At 73.1% G+C, this 17,012-nt stretch carries 14 protein-coding genes; 8 read left to right on the forward strand and 6 right to left on the reverse strand.

Annotated features, from left to right (window positions below; genetic code table 11):
- Window positions 1–187 precede the first annotated feature (187 nt).
- Both CR165_RS05475 and CR165_RS05480 read right to left on the reverse strand, forming a co-directional pair.
- Window positions 188–400: a hypothetical protein gene (locus CR165_RS05475; RefSeq protein WP_146201828.1), complete on the reverse strand. Its 213-nt coding sequence runs from the start codon at window positions 398–400 to the stop codon at window positions 188–190.
- Window positions 397–1,032, reverse strand: coding sequence for a TetR family transcriptional regulator (locus CR165_RS05480; protein WP_109515978.1), 636 nt, complete (start codon window positions 1,030–1,032; stop codon window positions 397–399). The genes CR165_RS05475 and CR165_RS05480 overlap by 4 nt, the downstream gene beginning before the upstream one ends.
- Window positions 1,033–1,202: 170 nt before the next feature.
- On the opposite strand from CR165_RS05480, the gene CR165_RS05485 reads away from it, so the two are divergent.
- From CR165_RS05485 to CR165_RS05495, 3 genes are all read left to right on the forward strand, one after another.
- On the forward strand, window positions 1,203–2,351 hold the full coding sequence (locus CR165_RS05485) for an efflux RND transporter periplasmic adaptor subunit (RefSeq protein ID WP_245906161.1): 1,149 nt from the start codon (window positions 1,203–1,205) through the stop codon (window positions 2,349–2,351).
- Window positions 2,352–2,355: 4 nt separating this feature from the next.
- The gene (locus CR165_RS05490) at window positions 2,356–5,532 is read left to right on the forward strand and encodes an efflux RND transporter permease subunit (RefSeq protein ID WP_109515980.1); all 3,177 of its coding nucleotides are present in this window, start codon (window positions 2,356–2,358) and stop codon (window positions 5,530–5,532) included.
- A gap of 130 nt (window positions 5,533–5,662) precedes the next feature.
- Entirely contained in the window at window positions 5,663–7,024 is a 1,362-nt protein-coding gene (locus CR165_RS05495) for an NAD(P)/FAD-dependent oxidoreductase (protein ID WP_109515981.1), read from the forward strand.
- 13 nt (window positions 7,025–7,037) lie between these two features.
- Here CR165_RS05495 and CR165_RS05500 read toward each other — a convergent pair whose 3' ends face one another.
- Window positions 7,038–7,439, reverse strand: coding sequence for a rhodanese-like domain-containing protein (locus CR165_RS05500; RefSeq protein WP_109515982.1), 402 nt, complete (start codon window positions 7,437–7,439; stop codon window positions 7,038–7,040).
- Between the two features lie 73 nt (window positions 7,440–7,512).
- Here CR165_RS05500 and ftrA point away from each other — a divergent pair, with 73 nt between their 5' ends.
- Window positions 7,513–8,508 (forward strand): transcriptional regulator FtrA, encoded by a 996-nt coding sequence (gene ftrA, locus CR165_RS05505; protein WP_109515983.1) that lies wholly within the window; start codon window positions 7,513–7,515, stop codon window positions 8,506–8,508.
- On the opposite strand, the gene purU is transcribed toward ftrA, so the two are convergent.
- Window positions 8,498–9,424 (reverse strand): formyltetrahydrofolate deformylase, encoded by a 927-nt coding sequence (gene purU / locus CR165_RS05510; RefSeq protein ID WP_245906163.1) that lies wholly within the window; start codon window positions 9,422–9,424, stop codon window positions 8,498–8,500. The two genes, ftrA and purU, sit on opposite strands and share 11 nt — an antisense overlap.
- Before the next feature lie 173 nt (window positions 9,425–9,597).
- On the opposite strand from purU, the gene CR165_RS05515 reads away from it, so the two are divergent.
- Window positions 9,598–10,830, forward strand: coding sequence for a BaiN/RdsA family NAD(P)/FAD-dependent oxidoreductase (locus CR165_RS05515; protein WP_408887529.1), 1,233 nt, complete (start codon window positions 9,598–9,600; stop codon window positions 10,828–10,830).
- A 4-nt stretch (window positions 10,831–10,834) separates the two neighbouring features.
- Here CR165_RS05515 and CR165_RS05520 read toward each other — a convergent pair whose 3' ends face one another.
- Both CR165_RS05520 and CR165_RS05525 read right to left on the reverse strand, forming a co-directional pair.
- Window positions 10,835–13,138, reverse strand: a complete 2,304-nt coding sequence (locus tag CR165_RS05520) for a mechanosensitive ion channel family protein (protein ID WP_109515985.1) — start codon at window positions 13,136–13,138, stop codon at window positions 10,835–10,837.
- Window positions 13,126–14,151, reverse strand: coding sequence for a LysR family transcriptional regulator (locus CR165_RS05525; RefSeq protein ID WP_109515986.1), 1,026 nt, complete (start codon window positions 14,149–14,151; stop codon window positions 13,126–13,128). Before CR165_RS05525 ends, CR165_RS05520 begins: the two co-directional genes overlap by 13 nt.
- Before the next feature lie 100 nt (window positions 14,152–14,251).
- Here CR165_RS05525 and CR165_RS05530 point away from each other — a divergent pair, with 100 nt between their 5' ends.
- The 3 genes from CR165_RS05530 to eutC all read left to right on the forward strand — a co-directional run bounded on the left by CR165_RS05530 (window position 14,252) and on the right by eutC (window position 17,007).
- Window positions 14,252–14,803, forward strand: coding sequence for a GNAT family N-acetyltransferase (locus CR165_RS05530; RefSeq protein ID WP_109515987.1), 552 nt, complete (start codon window positions 14,252–14,254; stop codon window positions 14,801–14,803).
- 96 nt (window positions 14,804–14,899) lie between these two features.
- Complete coding sequence (locus CR165_RS05535) at window positions 14,900–16,288, forward strand: ethanolamine ammonia-lyase subunit EutB (protein ID WP_109515988.1); 1,389 nt, start codon at window positions 14,900–14,902, stop codon at window positions 16,286–16,288.
- Window positions 16,288–17,007, forward strand: coding sequence for an ethanolamine ammonia-lyase subunit EutC (gene eutC / locus CR165_RS05540; RefSeq protein WP_109515989.1), 720 nt, complete (start codon window positions 16,288–16,290; stop codon window positions 17,005–17,007). Before CR165_RS05535 ends, eutC begins: the two co-directional genes overlap by 1 nt.
- Window positions 17,008–17,012 lie beyond the last annotated feature (5 nt).

Below are 17,012 nucleotides of genomic sequence, written 5' to 3' on the forward strand. Positions count from 1 at the left end.
GTTGGCGTAGGCCTGGCTCAGCGCCTCCTGCAGCGTCTGCGCGCGCGCAACACCCACCCCCAGCAGCGGAGAGGCCACCACAGCCGCCATCACCACCGCAAACGGCATCACCCCTGGGCGAAACGGACCTGGGCGAAACGGATTCATGGGCAAGAAACCTTCAACGAGAATCGGCAAGGCGCGAGGATCATGGCATGCGCGCCGGCGCTTCGGCCTGCAGCCCCTCGGCCCAGATATTGCCCGGCTCAGGCCGCAGCGGCGCCGAGCCGCCCGCGTCGCCCCGCACGGCGCTCAGCGTGCTGCCCCCCGCCATCTCCGGGCCGGCGCCGGAGCCGGAGCAGGCCACGGCAAGCAGCGGCAGTCCCGCCAAAAGACCGATGCGCAGAATGCGCTGCATCATTTCTCTCCTCCGGAACCGGGGCGGGCGGCGACGCAGTCCAGGAAGGACCGTATGGCGTCACTCACCTCCCCCGAAAGGGTGAAATCCGCCTCCCCGCGCAGCCATTCGTGCAGGAAGCCGCTGACCAGGGCATACAGGAACAGCGCCGCACGCTCGGGCGGCCAGGCGGGCGAGAGGCCGCCGCGCTCCGCCACCTCCTGGAAGCGCTGGCGCAGCGTCTCGCGCACTTCGGCATCGGCCTGGCGGCGGCGCAACAGGGCCGGCGCCATCTCGGCCACATATTCACAACGATGCAACATGATCGTCAGCAGCCGCCGCCGGCGTGGATTCTCCTCGAAATCCTTGATAGCGGTGGTGATGGCGCGCGCCATGGTCGGGAGGGAGCCATCCTCCTCGGAGCATAGGCGCTGCTTCATCTCGTCCTGCAACAGGACAAGGCGCTCGTCCAGCGCCAGGAAAAGGCCCAGCTTGTCACGGAAATGCCAATGCACCGCCCCCCTGGTGCAGCCCGCGACACGGGCCACCTCATCGAGGGAGGCACGGGCGACGCCACGCTCCAGGAAGACCTGCTCGGCCGCGTCGAGGAGGGCCTCGCGCGTCTCATCGGCTTCCTGTTTTGTGCGTCGCGCCATTTCCAACCTTGCAGCTGCGTTACCCTTCTTTATATACATACTTGAAGGTATCTTTACAAGCCGCCGGCGACGCCGCGGACCGTTTCCCTGGAGGATCCATGCAGCTCCTGCACCGTCGCGGGATAGCCGCCCTCGGCCTGTTTCTGTTGGCCGGTCCGGCTCTGGCCCAGATGCCCGGCGGCCCCCCACCCGCTGTCGGCGTGGCGCCGGTGGCCCAGCGGGCCATCACCGAGACCAACGAGTTCATCGGCCGCGTCGAGGCCACCGACCGGGTGGAACTGATGGCGCGCGTCACCGCCTTCCTGGAGAAGCGCGAGTTCAACGAGGGCGCCGAGGTGAAGCAGGGCGACCTGCTGTTCCGCCTCGAGCGCGGGCCGTTCGAGGCGCAGCTGCAGATCGCCCGCGCCGGCGTGGCCGAGGCCGAGGCCCAGCTGCAGAACGCCAATGTGACGCTGAACCGCGCCCAGGCCCTGCTGAACACCGTGGCCGGCCAGCGCTCCACCGTCGACACCGCCCTGGCGGCGCAGCGCGGCGCCCAGGCGCAGCTGCTCTCCGCCCAGGCGCAGGAGCGCCAGGCGCAGATCAACCTCGACTACACCGAGATCCGCGCCCCCATCTCCGGCCGCATCGGCCGCGCGGTGGTGACGCCGGGCAACGTGGTGACGCCCTCCTCCGGCCCGCTGGCGGTGATCGTCAGCCAGGACCCGATGTATGTCTCCTTCAGCGTGCCGATGCGCACCGTCCTGCAGCTGCGCGACCGCTATGCAAGCCGCGGCGGCCTGGACGCCGTGTCGGTGAAGCTGCGCCTGCAGGATGGCCGCATGTACGGCCAGACCGGCAAGCTGGACTTCGTCGATGTCAGCGTCGGCCAGGACACCGACAGCCTCGCCATGCGCGGCCGCATGCCCAACCCGCCGCTGGCCGGCTCGCCGGGCGGCGGGCGCGAGCTGACCGCCAACCAGTTCGTCAGCGTGGTGCTGGAGGCGGTGGAGCCGGTGCAGCTGCTGACCGTGCCGCGCGCCGCCGTGAGCACCGACCAGCGGGGTGACTTCGTCTACGTCATCGGCCAGGGCAACAAGGCCGAGCGGCGTGCCGTCCGGCTCGGCTCGCAATCCACGCCGAGCCTCGCCGTCGTCACCGAGGGCCTGAAGGAGGGCGAGCAGGTGGTGGTGGAGGGCCTGCAGCGCGTGCGGCCGAACACCGAGGTGAACCCGGCGCCGGTCCAGCCGGCGGGCCAGGGCCAAGGCCAGGGCCAAGGCCAGGGTCAAGGCCAGCCGCGGCAGCCAGGCGGCGCCGCGGCGCCACGCCAGGGAGGCTGAGCGCGTGTTCTCCGCAATCTTCGTCGAGCGCCCGCGCCTCGCCATCGTCATCGCCATCGTGATGACGATCGCGGGCGCGCTGTCGCTCACGCGCATCCCTGTCTCGCAGTTCCCCGACATCGTGCCGCCGCAGGTGCAGGTCAGCGCCACCTATCCCGGCGCCTCGGCCGAGGTGGTGGAGCAGGCCGTCGGCCAGCCGCTGGAGGCGCAGGTCGTCGGCGTCGAGAACTCGATCTACATGCGCTCCACCAGCGGCAGCGACGGCAGCTACACGCTGAACGTCAGCTTCCGGCTGGGCAGCAACGCCGACATCAACACCGTCAACGTCAACAACCGCGTGCAGGCCGCGCTGTCGCTGATGCCGACGGAGGTGCAGCAGCAGGGCATCCAGGTCCGCAAGCAGTCCTCCTCCATCCTGCAGGTGCTGTTCCTCTACGCGAACGAGGCGGGGGAGTACGACCCGCTCTTCCTGACCAACTATGCCACGCTGAACCTGCTGGACGAGATCTCGCGCACCCAGGGCGTGGGCTCCGCCACGCTGTTCTCGCGTCAGAACTACGCCATGCGCATCTGGTTCGACACGCAGCGGCTGGTCAGCCTGAACCTCTCGCCGTCCGACATCATCAACGTCATCCGCACCCAGAACGTGCAGGCGCCCGCCGGCCGCATCGGCGCGCAGCCGGTGCCGAGGGACCAGGCGGTGCAGATGAACGTCCGCACCCAGGGCCGCCTGTCCACGCCCGAGCAGTTCGGCGACATCGTCATCCGCGCCAACCCGGACGGCTCGCTGCTGCGGGTGCGGGACGTGGCGCGGGTCGAGATGGGGCCGCAGAACCAGGACGTCAGCACCCGGCTGAACGGCCAGGACGGCGTCGGCATCGGCATCTACCTCGCCCCCGGCGCCAACGCGGTGAACGCCGCCGCGGCGGTGGGCGCGACGCTGGAGCGCGTGCGCGCCCGCATGCCCGAAGGCATGACCGTCCGCCCGGTGTTCGACACCACCATCTTCGTCTCCGACACCATCCACGAGGTCATCAAGACCCTGGTGGAGGCCTTCGTGCTGGTGGGCGTGGTGGTGTTCCTGTTCCTCGGCAGCCTGCGCGCCACCATCATCCCCATCATCGCGGTGCCGGTCAGCCTGATCACCACCTTCGCGGTGCTGCTGGTGATGGGCTACTCGGCCAACACCGTCTCGCTGCTGGCCATGGTCCTGGCCATCGGCATCGTCGTCGACGACGCCATCGTGGTGGTCGAGAACGTCGAGCGGGTGATGGAGGAGGAGCCGGAGCTCTCCCCGGCCGAGGCCACCAAGAAGGCGATGGCGCAGATCACCGCGCCGATCATCGCCATCACCCTGGTGCTGCTCTCGGTCTTCGTGCCGATCGGCTTCATCCCCGGCCTCTCCGGCGTGCTGTTCCGGCAGTTCGCGGTGACCATCTCGGTCGCCATGGTGATCTCGGCGATCAACGCGCTGACCCTCTCGCCCGCCCTCTGCGCCATCCTGATGCGCCATGGCGGCGAGCGGCGCGGCATCATGGGCTGGATCAGCCGGCGCATCGACAATGTGCGCGACGGCTATGCCGGGCTGGTGCGGCGGCTGCTGCGGCTGGCCATCGTCAGCATCGTGCTGGTCGGCGCCTTCGGCTTCGGCGCCTTCACCCTCGCCAGCAAGGTGCCGCAGGGCTTCCTCCCCTCCGAGGACCAGGGCGCCTTCATCATCGCCTTCCAGCTGCCCGACGGCGCCGCGCAGCCGCGCACCAGCGCGGTGGTGGCCGACATGGAGCGCCGGCTGAAGGAGCTGCCGCAGGTGCGCGACGCCATCGCCATCGTCGGCCTGTCGCTGCTCGACAGCAGCAACTCCTCCTCCGCCGCCACCATGTTCGTGCAGCTCAAGGAGTTCAGCGAGCGCACCGGCCCGGGCGACAACGTGCAGGCGCTGATCGGCCGGATCTTCATGGAGAGCCAGCAGATCCGCGGCGCGCAGATCATCCCGATCAACCTGCCGCCGATCATCGGCCTGTCCACCGGCGGCGGCTTCGAGTACCAGCTGGAGAGCCTGGAAGGCGCGGACCCGGCGCAGATCGGCCAGGTGATGGGCGGGCTGCTCGCCGCCGCCAACCAGGACCCGCGGCTGACCCAGGTGTTCTCCACCTTCTCCGCCCGCGCGCCCTCGCTCTACCTCGACATCGACCGCGAGAAGGCGCAGGCGCTGGGCCTGACCATGACCGACGTGTTCGCGGCGCTGCAATCCACGCTGGGCAGCAGCTTCGTGAACAACTTCAACCTCTACGGCCGCACCTGGCAGGTGCTGGTGCAGGGCGAGGCGCAGGACCGGCGCAGCGAGGAGGATCTCTGGAAGATCCAGATCCGCAACGCGCGCGGCGTCATGGTGCCGCTGCGCGCCATCGCCACCGTGCGCACGGTGGTCGGGCCGCAGACCATCACGCGCTACAACAACTACCGCTCCATCACCATCCAGGGCAGCCCGGCCCCGGGCGTCTCCTCGGGCGCCGCGCTGCAGGCGATGGAGGAGATCTCCCGCAACACCCTGCCCGCCGGCTACGCCTTCGAGTGGACCGGCACCGCCTTCCAGGAGCGCCAGGCCCAGGGCCAGACGGTCTACATCCTGGCGCTGGCGGTCCTCTTCGCCTTCCTCTTCCTGGTGGCGCTGTACGAGAGCTGGGTCATCCCCATCCCCGTGCTGCTCTCCGTGGTGGTGGGCGTGATGGCGGCGGTGGGGGCGATCTCCTTCGCCGGGCTGTCGATGGACCTCTACGCGCAGATCGGCCTCGTCGTGCTGATCGCGCTGGCGGCCAAGAACGGCATCCTGATCATCGAGTTCGCCAAGGAGCAGCGGGAGGCCGGGCGCTCCATCCTGGAGGCCGCCGAGATGGGCGCCCGCCTGCGCTTCCGCGCCGTGATGATGACCTCGATCGCCTTCATCCTCGGCCTGGTGCCGCTGGTCTGGGCGAGCGGCGCCTCGATGCTGGCGCGGCGGGCGGTCTCCACCCCCGTCTTCGCCGGCATGATCGCCGCCTCCACCATCGGCATCTTCCTGATCCCGATGCTCTACGTGGTGTTCCAGCGGATGCGCGAGGCGACGCACCGCCGTCTCGGCCGGGGCCAGCATGCCGGCACGGGCCATGCCGGCGCCGGCGGGCACGGCCCGGCGGCCCACTGAGGCCCGGCGCACTGGCCCGGCCGGCGGGGGGCAACCCATTCGCCCCCCGCCGGTTCACCTCCCGACAGCAGGACGAAAACGAAGGGGCGCCATCCTGCATGGCGCCCCTTCTCCATGTGGAGATACGCGCATGCCCGGCCCTTCCTCCGAGCCCTCGCCACGCCCCCTCGCGGTCACGCCCGCCCCGGCCCGGGCGGTGCCGAAGCGCATCGTGATCGTGGGCGGCGGCGCGGGCGGGGTGCATCTGGCCACACGGCTGGGGCACCTCCTCGGGCGCCGCGGCCGCGCGGAGATCCTGCTGCTGGACCGCGATTCCAGCCATATCTGGAAGCCCCTGCTGCACGAGGTGGCGGCCGGCACGCTGGACACCGGGCAGGAGCAGCTCGGCTTCATCGCCCATGCCAGCCGGCACGGCTTCCGCTACCTGCCGGGCGAGATGGTGGGGCTGGACCGCGCCGCGCGGCAGGTGCAGCTCGGCCCCCTGCGCGACCGCGCCGGCACCGAGGTGCTGCCCCCCCGCACCGTGGAGTACGACCTGCTGGTGCTGGCCGTGGGCAGCCGCGCCAATGATTTCGGCATCCCCGGCGTGCGCGAGCACTGCCACTTCATCGACAGCCGCAACCAAGCGGAGGACTTCAACACCGCGCTCCGCACCGAGGTGATCCGCTGCCTGGCGGCGGCGGACGGCGCCACGCTCGACATCGCCATCGTCGGCGCGGGCGCCACGGGGGTGGAGCTGACGGCCGAGATCAACACCGCACTCGACCTCGCCGCCGCCTATGGCTTCCCCGGCTTGCGCGAGCGGCTGCGGCTGACCCTGGTGGAGACCGCGCCGCGTATCCTGGGCGCCCTGCCCGAGCGCGTGGCCGAGGCCTCGCGCCAGGAGCTGGAGCGGCAGAAGGCCACGGTGCTGACCGGCGCGCAGGTGGTCTCGGTGGATGCCGAGGGGCTGAACCTGAAGGATGGCCGGCGCGTGCCCGCCAGGCTGAAGGTCTGGGCGGCCGGCGTGGCCGCGCCTGCCTTCCTGCACGAGCTGGACGGGCTGGAAAGCCAGCGCAACGCCCAGCTCGTGGTGCGCCCGACGCTGCAGACCACGCGGGACGACGCCATCTTCGCCATGGGCGATTGCGCCGCCCTCACCCTCCCCGGCCAGGAGCGCCCGCTCGGCGCCACGGCGCAGGTGGCGCAGCAGCAGGCGAAGCATCTGGCGCGCGCCATTCCCGCCCTGCTGGAAGGCAGGCCCCTGCCGGAGTTCGACTACCAGCACCGCGGGGCGCTGGTGGCCATCGGCCACTACAACGCCTTCGGCAGCCTGGGCCGGCGCGGGCTGCTGGGCGGCGGCACCTTCATCCAGGGCCGCATCGCCCAGATCAGCTATGCCTCGCTCTACCGCCAGCACCAGCTGGCGCTGCACGGCTTCTGGCGCTCGCTGCTGTTCTGGGCCTCCGACCTGCTGCGCCGCGCCAGCACCCCGCGCGTGCGGCTGGAGTGAGGGGCGGCGCGGCTCAGCCCGCGCCTTCGGCGAAGGCGAAGCCCTCATCCGCCCAGCCGGTCATGCCGCCCAGCATCAGCTTCACCCGCCGCCCCAGCCGGGCGAGGCGCAGCGCCGCGCGATCCGCCCCGTTGCAGTGCGGGCCGGCGCAGTAGGCGACGAACAGCGTCTCCGCCGGCCAGGCTTCCAGCGCCGCCGCGTCGATCCGCGCATGCGGCAGGTTCACCGCCCCCGGCACATGGCTGCGCGCGAAGGCGCCCGGGCCGCGGACGTCGAGCAGCACGAAATCCGCAGCACCCGCCCGCAGGGCGGCGTGGACGTCGGCGCAGTCGGTCTCGAGCGCCAGGCGGCGCGCGAAATGCGCGGCCGCCTCCTCGGGCGCGGCGGCGGGTATGGCGGCGACGGGGCTGGGCATCCTCGGCTCCTCTGCTGGATCGCATGGCCCGGCCATGCTGCGCCCGCCGCGCCGGGGCTGGTGAGTGGCCGGAATGCCACCTATCGTCGAGATCGTGCCAAACCCCGCCCCGCCCCGGAACCGCCTCGTCGTGCTGCTGGCCTATGACGGGCTCTGCACCTTCGAGTTCGGCTGCGCGGTGGAGGTGTTCGGCCTGCCCCGCCCGGAGCTGGAGCCGGACTGGTACCGCTTCGCCGTCGCCGCCATCGAGCCGGGGCCGCTGCGCGCCACCGGCGGCGTGCGGGTGCTGGCCGATGGCGGGATGGCGCTGCTGGAGCAGGCCGGCACCATCGTCATCCCCGGCTGGCGCGGCATCGATGCGCCGGTGCCCGAGGAGCTGGCCGTGGCGCTGCGGGCGGCGGCGGCGCGCGGGGCGCGGCTGCTCTCGCTCTGCTCCGGCGCCTTCGTGCTGGCGGCGGCCGGGCTGCTGGAAGGCCGCAGCGCCACCACCCACTGGCACCATGCCGCGGCGCTGGCGGCCCGCCACCCCGGCCTGCGCGTGGTGCCGGATGTCCTCTATGTGGACGAGGGCATGGTGCTGACCGCCGCCGGCAGCGCGGCGGGGCTCGATCTCTGCCTGCACCTGGTGCGGCGGGACTGGGGCGCGGCCGTGGCCAACAGCGTGGCGCGGCGCCTGGTCGTGCCGCCGCACCGGCAGGGCGGGCAGACGCAGTATGTGGAGCGGCCCGTGCCACGGGAGCGCGCCGGCGGCCACCGCCTCGGCCCGCTGCTGGACGCGGTGCGCGCCAGCCTGGCGGAGCCGTGGGACATCGGCCGGCTCGCCGCCGCCGCGGCGCTGAGCCCGCGCGGCCTGCACCGGCATTTCCGTGCCGCCACCGGCCAGAGCCCCGGCGCCTGGCTGCTGGCCGAGCGCCTCGCCCGCGCGCGGGAACTGCTGGAGACCGGCCGCCTGCCGGTGCAGGCGGTGGCGGAGGCCAGCGGCTTCGCCACCGCCGCGGCGCTGCGGCACCATTTCCGCGCCGCGCTGGGCAGCAGCCCGGCGGCCTACCGGGCGCGCTTCAGCCGGTGAACACGACCGTCTTGTTGCCGTTGAGGATCACGCGGTCCTCCAGGAAGAAGGTGATGGCGCGGGCCAGCACGCGGCGCTCGATGTCCCGCCCCTTGCGGACGAGGTCCTCGGCCGTGTCGTGGTGGCTGATGCGCTCCACGTCCTGCTCGATGATCGGCCCCTCGTCGAGGTCGGCCGTCACGAAATGCGCGGTGGCGCCGATCAGCTTGACGCCGCGCGCATGCGCCTGGTGGTAGGGGCGCGCGCCCTTGAAGCCGGGCAGGAAGGAATGGTGGATGTTGATGCAGCGCCCCGGCAGCTTCGCCGCAAGCCCGTCCGACAGCACCTGCATGTAGCGCGCCAGCACCATCAGGTCGGAGCGCGTCTCCTGGAACAGGCGCCAGATCTCCGCCTCCTGCTCCATCTTGGTGGCGCGCGTCACCGGCAGGTGGTGGAAGGGCACGCCGGTGAAGTCGAGATGCGCATAGGTCTCCAGCGGATGGTTGGAGACGATGCCGGTCAGTTCCATCGGCAGCTCGCCGATGCGCCAGCGGTAGAGCAGGTCGGCCAGGCAATGGTCGAACCGGCTCACCAGCAGCATCACCCGGCGCTTCGCGGCGCGCTCGCGCAGCGTCCACTGCATGCCGAAGCGCTCGCCCACCGGCTGCACCGCCGCGCGCAGCGCCGCCGCCTCCGCCTCCGGCGGTACGTCGAACACCACCCGCATGAAGAAGCGGCCGGTGGCGGTATCGTCGAATTGCTGCGCCTCCTGGATGTTGCCGCCCGCCTCGAACAGCGCCGTCGCCACCGCGGCGACGATGCCGGGGCGGTTGGCGCAGGTCAGCGTCAGCACATGGTCGGTGCGCAGCCTGGCCAGGCTCTGCGTGTCCCGGCTCTGGATGTCCTGGCTCGGGCCGGCGGGAATGGGAAGCGTCATCGCGGGGGAGATACTCTGCGGTTCTGATGGGGCGGCAGGGGTCGGGCGCCGGCGGGCGCGCTGCCGCCGGGCAAAATACAGGAGAAAGGCCGGCCGCGCTGCCCCCGAATGCCGCGCCATGCGCGGGCGAGGCATGCGCTGCCCCACCCTCCCCGATCCGCTATAAGGCGGGCGTGCTGAATGACATCTCCTCCCCCTGGGCCGCCGTGCTCGGGGCCGGGCCGGCCGGGCTGATGGCCGCCGAGACCCTCGCCCAGGCCGGACACCGCGTGGTGGTGTTCGACCGCATGCCCTCCGTGGCGCGAAAGTTCCTGATGGCGGGGCGCGGCGGGCTGAACCTCACCCACACCGAACCGCTGCCCGCCTTCATCGCCCGCTACGGCGCGGCGGCGCGGCCTCTCGCGCCGCTCATCGAGGCGTTCCCGCCCGAGGCGCTGATGCGCTGGGCGGAGGCGCTGGGCCAGCCCGTCTTCACCGGCAGCTCCGGCCGGGTGTTCCCGCGCGCCATGAAGGCCTCGCCGCTGCTGCGCGCCTGGCTGGCGCGGCTCGCCGCGCAGGGCGTGGAGATCCGGACGCGGCATGACTGGCAGGGCTTCGCGCCGGATGGCGCGCTGCGCTTCCACACGCCCGCCGGCCCTGCGCTGCCGCGCCCCGCCGCCACGGTCCTGGCGCTGGGCGGCGCCTCCTGGCCGCGCCTCGGGGCGGATGGAAGCTGGGTTCGGGCGCTGGCCGGCCTGCCGGTGGCGCCACTCCGCCCGGCCAATATGGGCTTCCGTGTCCCGTGGTCGGACGTCTTCGCCGCGCGCCATGCCGGCACGCCGCTGAAGCGCATCGCCCTGCACTTCCGGGACCGCACCGTGCGCGGCGAGGCCGTGATCACCCGCGACGGCATCGAGGGCGGCGCGGTCTATGCCCTCTCCGCCCCGCTGCGCGAGGCCATCGCGGCCGATGGCGTGGCGGTGCCACGGCTCGACCTGCGGCCGGACCTCCCGGCCGAGGAGGTGGCGCGCCGGCTGTCGGCGCCGCGCCGGGGCCAGTCGCTCTCCACCTTCCTGCGCAAGGCGCTGGCGCTGCCGCCGGTCTCGATCGGGCTGGTGCAGGAGGCCCTGCATGGCGGCGCCGCGCCCGATGCGCTGCCCGCCTTGCTGAAGGCGCTGCCCCTGCGGCTGGTGGCGCCGCAGGGGCTGGAGCGGGCCATCTCCTCGGCCGGCGGCCTCTCCCTGGCGGCGCTGGACGCGTGGCTGATGCTGCGGGAGCGCCCCGGCCTGTTCGCCGCCGGCGAGATGCTGGACTGGGAGGCGCCGACCGGCGGCTACCTCCTGCAGGCCTGCTTCGCCACCGGGCTCCGGGCCGGCCAGGGCGCGGCGCGCTGGCTGTCCGCCGCCGGGGCGCCCGGCCAGGGCTGAAGCCTCAGCCCGGCTGCCGGGCCTCGGTGCCGGACTCCGGCCCCGTCTCCGGCTCCGGCCAGGCCGCGCGGGAGGGCAGCAGGAGGGAGGGGCGCGGCGGCGTCAGCGGAATGCCCTCGCGGTCGAAGCGCTGCTTCAGCCGCAGGTTGAAGGCGCGGCCCACCCCCCATTGCTGCTGCGCGCGGGTACGCAGCCCGCCCATGATGGTGATGCCCTCCGGCGTGAACTGGTCCACGCCCCAGATCTGCAGGCCGCTCAGCATGTTGGGGCCGAACTCGGGGTCGGCCCGCAGCGCCTCGCCCACCTCGGTCATGATCTCCATCACGCGGTCCAGATCGGCGTCGTAGCCCACCACCACCTTGACCGTGTAGACGCCGAAGCCGCGCGAGCGGTTCTTCATCGCCTTGATCTGGCTGAAGGGGATGGTGTGCAGCGCGCCCTCGCCGTCGCGGATGCGCACGGTGCGGATGGTGACGCTCTCCACCACCCCCGCGCGGTCGCCGGTGTCGATCGTGTCGCCGATGGCGATGGTGTCCTCGATCAGCATGAACAGGCCGGTGATGACGTCCTGCACCAGCTGCTGCGCGCCGAAGGAGATGGCCAGGCCAACGACGCCGGCACCCGCCAGCAGCGGCGCCACGTTGATGCCGAGATTGCTCATCACCGCGATGACGGTGAGCACGCAGAGCACGACGAAGGCGAAGTTGCGCAGCATCGGCAGCAGGGTGCGGGCACGGGTGCTGTGGTCGCGCGGGCGGCCGCTGGCGTCGCTCGGCAGCAGCGCGTGCTCCACAGCCGTGTCCAGCGTGATCCAGATGACCCAGCCCACCAGCACCGCCACCGCGATGGAGGCGATGGGGCGGAAGATGGCGAAGCCGATGCCGCCGCTGATCCAGGCCAGCACGTCGAAGTTCCACAGCCGCAGGCAGAGCGCCACCACCAGCACGCCCGCCACCACGCGCAGCAGACGGCGCAGCAGGCCGAGATAGCGCCCCTGCAACTGCCGGACGAGGCCGCCGCGGCCCTGCTGCATGCCCGACACCATGCGCCCCAGCATGCCCGACAGCGCGAAGGTGACGGCCATGACCAGCACGATCAGCCCGATGGTGAGCAGCGCGCGGCCGAGGAAGGAGCCCTGCCCCAGCCCCAGCAGGCGGGAGATGATGTGCCCCGCCACCAGGATCAGCGCCAGGAAGTGCCAGTTGTCGGCCACGGTGCGGCCCACGGCGCGCAGCGTGCCGCCCTTGCCGGTGGCCGCCTCGTCGCGGCTGTCCAGCAGCAGGCGGCGCACGGCGCGGCGGCGGCGCAGCACGAACAGGATGGAGACGACCACCAGCGCCGCATCCAGCGCCAGCCCGGCCAGCAGGGCCGCATCCGGCCCGATGATCCAGCGCAGCTCGGCGTCGCGCAGGTTGGAGCTGGCGGCGGCCAGGGCGGCCAGCGCCACCAGCCAGGGCAGCACGCGCCGCCGCGCGTAGCGGGCGATCTGCCAGCCGCGCAGCGGGCCCAGCAGGAAGAACAGCGGATGCCCCAGCCGCCAGACCAGCGCACCCAGCAGGAAGGGCGTGGCCACTGCCAGGAACAGCCGCGCCTCCTGCCAGCCGCCCGGCACCATGGCCTGCCAGCCGAAGATCACCAGCGCCGCCGGCAGCAGCGGCGCCAGCCGGCGGGCCGCCTCGAGGCCGGCGGTGCGCCACAGCGCGGCGCGGCTCTCGGGCTGGAAGCGCTCGGCGTCGCGGCGCGGCCGCAGCCAGCTCAGGGCCGAAAGCCCGTAGAGCAGCGCCGCCGCCAGCCCCCAGCCGGCGCCGGCCCAGAGTACGAAGTGCCACAGGTCGCCATCACGCCAGGCGGTGCCCAGCCGGCCGGCCAACTGCTCGCCGGCGGCGGTGAGCCGGTGCCCCAGGGCGCCGCCTTCCACCTGCTCCCGCACCGACTGCCCCACATCGGTCAGCCCGGCCGCCACCGCGCCCAGCAGCCCGGCCTCCGGCGGCGGCTCGGCGGGGGCGGCGGCGGCTCCGGCCGGGGTGGTGCCGTCGGCGGCGGTGCCATCGGCGCTGCCCTGGCCACGCGCGGCGAGGCTGGCGCGCAGCTGTTCGAGCTGGCCGACGAAGGCGGCGCGCTCAGCGTCGTTGCGCAGCGTGGCCAGGATGCCGTCAAGAGCGGCCACCGGGTCGGGCGCGGCGGGGGTGTTGGTGGCGGGGGCGGTGGTGGCCGGCGCGGCGGGCGCGCCCTGGCCGCGGGCCACCAGGGGCAGCCCCAGGCCCAGGCCGAGCAGCGCCGCCGCCAGCCAGCAGGTCAGTCTTTGCAATCCAGGCACGGAAGATCCCCTGTCCCCGGCGCGGAGGTGCCGGGCCGTCGTGTGAATGCCATGCTCGCCGGGCCGGTTGCGCCCGGCGCTTCCCCCTGAGCCTCCCCTTGGCCCTGGAGAACGGGCGGCGTGGCGCGCAGGGCCTGGAGCCCCTCCAGCAGCACGCGCAGCCCGTGCTCGCGGATCTTCTCCCGCCGCAGCACCAGGCCCAGCTCGCGCGGCAAGGCGGGGCGCAATGGCCGCAGCACCGTGCCCGGCGGCGCCACCGGCACCGCGAGGGAGGGCACCACCGAAGCCCCCAGCCCGCCCGCCACAAGTCCCTTGATCGCCTCCACGCTGCCCAGCTCCATCAGCGGGCGCGGCGCCAGGCCGGCACGGGCGAACCAGGCATCGACCAGCCGCCGGCTGGTCCCGCCCGATTCATAGAGGATCAGCGGCAGGCGGGCCAGTTCCGCCGGGCGCAGCGCGGCGGCGGCCGGCGCCATGGCCTCCGGCAGCAGGGCGAGCTGCGGGTCGGCGCGCAGCCGCGTCACCTGCAGGGCGCGGCTGCCGCCGGCGGGCAGCGTCACCAGCGCCAGGTCCAGCGCCCCCTCCTCCACCCGCCGCACCATCTCGGCCGAGTTGCCCGTGGCCACCACGATCTCCAGCCCGGGATGCGCCCGCTTCACCGCCGCCAGCACCGGCGGCAGCAGGTGGATGCAGGCCGAGGCGCCGGTGCCGAGCCGCACCCGCCCGGCCAGCCCGCCGCGATGCCGGGCGGCGGCGGCGGACACCGCCTCGGCTGCCTCGATCGCCTGCCGGGCGGGGCCGAGCAGCGCCTGCCCGGCCGCGGTGGGCAGGGAGCGGCCGCCCGCCCGGTCCAGCAGCCGCAGGCCGAGCAGCCGCTCCAGCTCCCGCAATTGCTGGCTCAGCGCCGGCTGGGTGAGGCCCAGGGAGCGGGCGGCCAGCGAGACACTGCCGGCTTCGACGATGGCGAGATAGGCGCGGAGCTGGCGCAGGGTCGGAGCAGCCATAAGGCAATGTGATCCGAATGCGGCGTATCAGAAAGATTTTCTTGGCCCCCGCGCGGCCCGGCCGCACCCTGGCGCGAGGATTGCATCGCCGGACAGCACCATGAGCACCACCCTTGCCGCCACCCTGCTGCGCCCCGCCACCGAGGCCGACCTGCCCGCCATCACGGCCATCTATGGCCACCATGTGCGGCAGGGCTGCGCCTCCTTCGAGACGGCGCCACCCGACCTGCCCGAGATGCGCCGCCGCTTCGCCGCCATCCTGGCGCAGGGCATGCCCTATCTGGTGGCGGAGCAGGATGGCGTGGTGCTGGGCTACGCCTATGCCGGCCCCTATCGCCCCCGCGCCGCCTACCGGGACACGGTGGAGAACTCCATCTATGTGCGCGCCGATGCCGCGGGGCGCGGCCTGGGCCGCCTGCTGCTGGGCGCGCTGCTCGAGGCCTGCACGGCGCGGGGCGCCCGGCAGATGATCGCGGTGGTGGGGGACAGCGACAACATCGCCTCCATCCGGCTGCATGAGGCGATGGGCTTCACCCTGGTCGGCACGCTGCGCAGCGTCGGCCGCAAGCATGGGCGGTGGCTGGATTCCGTGCTGCTGCAACGGGCACTCGGGGAGGGCGACGCCACGCCGCCGGAGACCGAGCCGGCGTGAGGCGCCCGCGCGCCCAAGGGGTGCACCAGGGGGATGCACCAAGGGGATGCGCCCCGGGCGCGGTCCGTGGCAGCATGCCGCCGGAGGAGGCCACGCATGACGACGCGCACCAGCCTGGCCGGTGGCGAGCGCCACCGCTTCGAGGATCTCAAGGCCCTGCTCGCCGCCGCCTCCCCCCGCCGCTCGGGCGATGAGCTGGCGGGCATCGCGGCGGCGAGCGACGCGCGGCGCGTCGCCGCCCGCATGGCGCTGGCCGAGCTGCCGCTGGATGCCTTCCTCAACGAGGCGCTGATCCCCTACGAGCAGGACGAGGTGACGCGGCTGATCATCGACCGGCATGACGCCACCGCCTTCGCGCCCATCCGCCACCTGACGGTGGGCGGCCTGCGCGACCGGCTGCTGGCGCATGAGACGGATGCCGCCTTCCTCGCCGCCCTGGCGCCGGGGCTGACGCCGGAGATGGTGGCCGCCGTCTCCAAGCTGATGCGCAACCAGGACCTGATCGCGGTGGCCCGGAAGTGCCGCGTCGTCACCGCCTTCCGCAACACGATCGGGCTGGAGGGACGGCTGGCCAGCCGGCTGCAGCCCAACCACCCGACGGACGACCCGCAGGGCATCGCCGCCGCCATGCTGGACGGGCTGCTGCTCGGCAGCGGCGACGCGGTGATCGGCATCAACCCCGCCACCGACAACATCGCCAACGGCATCGCCCTGACCGAGATGCTGGAGCGGCTGCGGCTGCGCCACGACATGCCGGTGCAGGGCTGCGTGCTGACGCATGTGACCAACGCCATCGCCATGATCGAGCGCGGCGCGCCGGTGGACCTGGTGTTCCAGTCCGTCGCCGGCACGGAGGGCGCCAATGCGGGATTCGGCGTCAACCTCGCCTTGCTGCGCGAGGCGCATGAGGCGGCGCTCTCGCTGAAGCGCGGCACGGTGGGCGACAACGTGATGTATTTCGAGACCGGCCAGGGCGCCGCCCTCTCGGCCGAGGCGCATCACGGCGTGGACCAGCAGACGGTGGAGGCGCGCGCCTATGCCGTGGCGCGGGAATTCCGCCCGCTGCTGGTCAATACGGTGGTGGGCTTCATCGGCCCCGAATACCTCTATGACGGCAAGCAGATCATCCGCGCCGGGCTGGAGGACCATTTCTGCGGCAAGCTGCTCGGCCTGCCGATGGGGGTGGATGTCTGCCACACCAACCACGCCGAGGCCGACCAGGACGACATGGACACGCTGATGACGCTGCTGGGCGTCGCCGGCGTCAACTTCCTGATCGCCGTGCCGGGGGCGGACGACATCATGCTCAACTACCAGAGCCTGTCCTTCCACGACATCCTGGCGCTGCGCGGCCTGCTCGGCCTGCGCCCGGCGCCCGAGTTCGAGGCCTGGCTGGAGCGGATGGAGATGCTGGACCCGCAGGGGCGGATGCGTGCCCTCGACCCCGGCACGGCCCGCCTCGCCCGGCTGGTCGAGGCCGGCTGATGGCGGGCTGGGACCGGCTGCGGATGGCCACCCGGGCGCGCATCGGCCTGGGCCGCGCCGGCGACGCCCTGGCGCTGCGCGACGTGCTGGCCTTCCAGATGGCCCATGCCGCGGCGCGCGACGCGGTGCACGCGGCGCTGGAGCTGGAGGCGCTGGCGGCGGACCTCGCGCCCCTCGCCTTCGTGGCGGTGCACAGCGCGGCACCGGACCGCGCCACCTACCTGCGCCGCCCGGATCTGGGCCGCCGCCTGCCGCCGGAGGAGGCGGCAAAGCTGCCGGCGGGGGAGCACGACATCGCCTTCATCCTGGCCGACGGGCTTTCCGCCACCGCCGTGCAGCGCCACGCCCCGGCCCTGCTGCGCGCGGCGCTGGCGCGGCTGCGGCCCTACCGCGTGGCGCCGCTGGTGGTGGCGCGGCAGGCGCGGGTGGCGCTGGGCGACGCCATCGGCGCGGCGCTGGGGGCGCGGCTTTGCGTCATGCTGATCGGTGAGCGGCCGGGGCTGAGCGTGGCGGACAGCCTGGGCGTCTACGTGACCTACGCGCCCCGTCCCGGGCGGGCGGATGCGGAGCGCAACTGCATCTCCAACATCCATGGCCAGGGCGGGCTGGGCTATGAGGTGGCGGCCGACAAGCTGGCCTGGCTGGCGCGCGAGGCGCTGACGCGCCAACTCACCGGGGTAGGGCTGAAGGAGGAGATGACGCCCCTCCTGCCCGGCTGAGCCGG

The sequence above is a fragment of the Teichococcus aestuarii genome, assembly GCF_003116135.1.
Classification (GTDB): Bacteria; Pseudomonadota; Alphaproteobacteria; order Acetobacterales; family Acetobacteraceae; genus Pseudoroseomonas; species Pseudoroseomonas aestuarii.